The 4,577-nt window shown below is 56.0% G+C and carries 2 protein-coding genes; both read right to left on the reverse strand.

Annotation, left to right across the window (positions count from 1 at the left end; all coding sequences use genetic code 11):
• The coding region (locus ABD819_RS11010) for a hypothetical protein (RefSeq protein WP_345124131.1) at window positions 1–1,982 on the reverse strand (1,982 nt) is incomplete at its 3' end.
• 1,096 nt (window positions 1,983–3,078) lie between these two features.
• A partial coding sequence (locus tag ABD819_RS11015) for a T9SS type A sorting domain-containing protein (RefSeq protein ID WP_345124133.1) occupies window positions 3,079–4,577 on the reverse strand: 1,499 nt, incomplete at its 5' end.

The raw sequence follows: 4,577 nt of genomic DNA on the forward strand, positions 1-4,577 counted from the left end.
CCATTCGCGCCGCTGCCGTTCAGGCTGAAGGTATTGCCGTTGGCGCTGAAGCACTGCGCCGCCGGAGTAGTTCCCGCGCTGGCCGTCGGGTTGGGGTTCACCGTCACCGTTACCTCGCTGGTGGCGGCAGTACACAAGGGATTCGCAGTCCCGTTCACGGTCAGGCGCAGGGTTACGGTACCGCTGCCCCCGCTCACCGCAATGGTTGGTGCGTAGGTGCTGCCGCTGGCGATGCCCACGGTCAGGTTGTTCGGATTACTGGACACCGCCCACAACGGCGTGCCATTGCTGCCCAAGCCGTCCAGGATGAATGAGTTACCCTCCGTGATGGCGCATTGGGCCGCCGGCGCCGTGCCCGCACTAGCCGTCGGCACAGCCTTCACCATAACGGCCACATTGCTCGTGGCGGTTCCGCAAGTAGGCGTGAAGCCACTGGTCACGGTCAGGCTCAAAGTCACCGTACCGCTGCCCCCGCTCACTGCGATGGTCGGTGTGTAGGTGCTGCCGTTGGTGATATTCACAGTCAGGTTGTTCGGATTACTGGACACCGCCCACGACGGCATGCCATTGCTGCCCGAGCCGGCTAGGATGAATGAGTTACCCTCCGTGATGGCGCATTGAGTTGCTGGGGCAATGCCCGCGTTGGCTATGGGATTACTGTTCACGGTCACCGTTACCTCGTCGGGCGGCGATGAGCAGAGTGCCCCCACTTTTGTCACAGTCAGCTTGTAGGTGGTGTTAGCGGCCGGAGTCACTGAGACCTCAGCAGTCGTAGCGAACGGAGCTGCATTGCCAATCGACCAAGCGTAGGTGAACCCCGATGCAGCGGGAGTGCCAATGGTAGTTGAGCCACCGGCGCAAACGGCCTTATCCAAACCCGCATCGGCCGTCACATTTATTCGGAGGTCCAATTGGATGGGGTCCACAAAATCAGTCATGTTAGCGGACGATGACGACGATGATTTGGTCACCACCCACAACGTTGAGATTTTGCCCACGCAAGTAGACGTCACACTTCTGTACACCGCGGAAATGTCGACGGCAACTTCAGCGAATAAATTTGCGGCATAGGAAGAACCCCCAAAAACGGTGTAAGGCACGGTGCTTAGCAAGGCCCCGTTGGTGCGGCCGTAGGCGATTCCGACTGGTAGGTTGTTGAGGGGTACCCAGTCATAAGTTGTGCTACCTGCTGGCACAGCTTTCCATTCTTCGTAATACAGGTTCGGAACAGTGCCGCCATTGACAAACTCTGCCGTCACCTGGACATCACCAACGGTGCGGCCACCGTCCGTGCCCAAGCTGGTGAATGTGCGGGTATTAGTGTTTTTGGTTAAGGTTTTCTGCAGAAACTGGAAGGCCAGAAAGCTGTTGCCTTCTTTGGTTGCCCTGTCCCCAGCCATCATGACCCAAGTGTCGCCAACTCGGATGGTGCCAGTAGTTGAGCCGGTGGTTGCTTCCGCTATGTAGACGAGGACGTTATTGATATCGTTTTTCGAGGGATTGGGTCCGCCAATCTTCCAGGTGACAGCACTGGTCCCGGGGTTTGAATTTATCTTACTCCCCCCTTCGAAAATATCATCAGTACTACCGTATGCGTCTAGCGAATGAAAAATACGTGTAGGCGGTGTTACGGGCTGGTTACCTGCAGCCGTCAGTACGCCGCCGAACCCTGGTGCATTAGGCAGCCAGTCGCCCGCATTCTGGTAGACCAGAGCATCCCCAATGTAGGCGTTCAGGTCACCATCTATCGCGAATCCGGTCGTGGTCCCATTAGACCGGGGAGAGGGCAAAGGCACCGGGGCTACGCCCGGCGGCACGGCATTTTGGGCTAAAGCGGCGGTATTGAGGAGCAGCAGGACCGCAAATACTGCCACGGCGTAGTGCCACAATTGCCGACCAAACAGCTGGAGGGCTTGCAGGCAATCAGTGGTGGGGCTTGATTTAACAAGCACGAGCGAAAGTGTGGGGTAATAAGGCTTCATGGGTATGCAGATTAAAATGATTTTTCAACATCAGCTTATGCAAGGGCTGCCAAGCAGCCAACAGGTAGCACGCAACGGGCAACCGTGGCGGCAAGAGAGCGGCAATCACGGGGCCGTAAAGTCCCGTTCCATAGCCAGGGGCCAGAGAAAACACCTGTCTTTAGCGGGAAACCAGCTGTTTGCCTTAATCCGGGGCGACGCGGAGAAGCGAGGTGGGCAAATGCTGGCAGCTACGGCGAGAAAATCTTTTCTACTCCTCTGACTAGCAAAGATTTCATATCCCTACCCGTGGTATTGGGTAGTGCACCAGGTTACAAGCCAAGGTCTCCGTGCCTGGGAGAGGAAACCTTATCTAAGTATTTGTTAATTTATATATATTTTATCTTATAACAAAATAATAAATATATTATTTTTAATTTTACCGTGATGGTGGCTGAATAGAAACAATTCAGTAATGTCATTTTATCTTGATAAAAGCAGCTTTTTTTCATCCGCACGCTACGGCCACAGCTGTTGGCCACTCACAATACTATTCACAATTTATTGATTAACAGGGTATTAAAATCAAGAAGTCACCAGCTTACACGTCTCCCTTACCGGCAACTTAGCGGAAGCAACAACCAGGTCAAATGGCCCACGCACTCTTCGATTGCCAGTGAGGGTCCGGTTCAGGTAATCCATTCGTGTTTTTTGCATTCGTTTAGGCCTAATCCCAAAAAAGCCTTTGCTGGCCAACTGCGTCGTGCAGGTGTTCGGTGTGAGGGTTGAATAAGCCTGCCGCCAACCTCGCACCAGGGCCGGGCAATAGGCAGGGCTATCCAACGAAGCAAGGCGTAGCAGCAAGGGAATTAGCGCACTTGAAAAAAGGCCTGCCCACGGCGGAACTTGTCCTTACCCAAATCTTTCTTCGGCTTCTCAGAGGTAACGCCAAGGCCTTTTTTTACTGGCTAATTCCGCTTGAAAAGCGGCAAACCGGATAGGCAACCGTTCAAAAAAGCCCTTCCGGCCATATGGCCGGAAGGGCTTTTGAGTTTTGGGTAAGGACAAGCCTAATCAGGCGGGTCTTTCTTTTACCAATGATGAGCGAAACAACAATCTACCTCACGATAACGAAGCGGTTGCTCTTACTCATGCCATCGGCATTTACCCGGTAGAAGTATACCCCAGTAGCAAGGTCAGTACCTTTCAGCGCTACCGATTTCAGTTCGCCGGCCGCTGCTTGCCCGTCGTAGAGCGTCGCCACTTTAGCACCCAGCGCATTGTAGAGCACTACTTCCACGCGGCCGGCTTTAGGCACGGAGAACGTAATCGTAGCGTCGGAATAGGTTGGGTTCGGGAACACGCTGGTCGTCATCTCACCTGCCAGTTCTTGGTTCAGCGAAGAGGTAGAAGTCACACTCCGTGCCACTGGGCAGGTGCCAGAAGCGGGCGGCGTGGTATCCGAGCAGCCATTGACCAACGGCAGCTGGCCGGTAGAGCCATCAACAAGAGTTGCTGAACCACCGCCGAGGGCAGCAGTCATGGAGAAGGTGAAGGTTGCTGCAGTTGCAAGATTAGCAGTGGCAGGTACCGTAGCCCCAATTATCGACTTCATATCGTACTTGACCGATACCACATACGTCTTCGTGGCTTCTGCCATGAACGTAATGGTAGCAATAGTGCCGGTTGAATTCAAAGAATAGATAACCGTGCCCGGCACCGATTGGCAACTGCCTACTGACAAGCGCACGTTGGACGTATTCTGAGCGCTAAACGGCTTACTGCAGGAACCAAATGTGACGGCCTGTTGCACGGTAATCGTCGTCTGACCATCTTTCGTGGGTTTGTAGCTACCATAATAAAAGAACACCCCCGGTATTGCATTCACAACCATTGCATTACTACCTTTTGGAGTCAACGTCAAACATGCATTCAGCAGCTGGGCCGTGGTGCCGCTCAAGTAGTTGCAGCAAGTGGTTTGTGTGGGAAAAATGTGCGCAGTAACGCAGGGGCCGGTAACTGTTACCGTGAGCACGTTGCTGGTGGCCGGGCAGGCCACGGTGCCGAGCGTGGAGGTGGCGATGCGCCGGAACCAGGTGGTCGCCGTCAGCGACCCGGGGTCGTAGCCAACCAAAGTGCCGCCCGTCGCAATGTCGCTAAAACCGGCGGTGGCGCTGGTCGTGCTCGACTGCCACTGGTAGGTGATGAGCCCGCTGCCGGTCGCTTCCGGCGCGGTGAAGGCCACCGCGTCGTAGGGCGAGCAGCCCTTAGCACTGCCGCTAATCGTACCGGCAATGATGGCGTTGGGCGTTACCGTGAGCACGTTGCTGTTGTCGGCGCAGGGCACCCCGCCGAGCGTGCTCGTGGCCACGCGCCGGAAGTCGGTCGCGGCCGTCACGGCCGGCGCGTCGTACGTGGCCAGGGTGGCCGTGCCGATGTTGACGAAGTCCGCCGTGCCCGTTCGGCTCTGCCACTGGTAGGTGATGGCCCCGCCGCCGCTGCCGGGCGTCTCGCTGGCAAACGCGTCCGCGTCAAACGGCGCGCACAGCGTGCCGCCACCGCTAATCGTGCCGGCCGTCACCGCGTTGGGCGTTACCCGCAACTCGTTGCTGATGG

Source organism: Hymenobacter antarcticus (assembly GCF_039539545.1).
In the GTDB taxonomy this organism is placed as follows: Bacteria; Bacteroidota; Bacteroidia; order Cytophagales; family Hymenobacteraceae; genus Hymenobacter; species Hymenobacter antarcticus.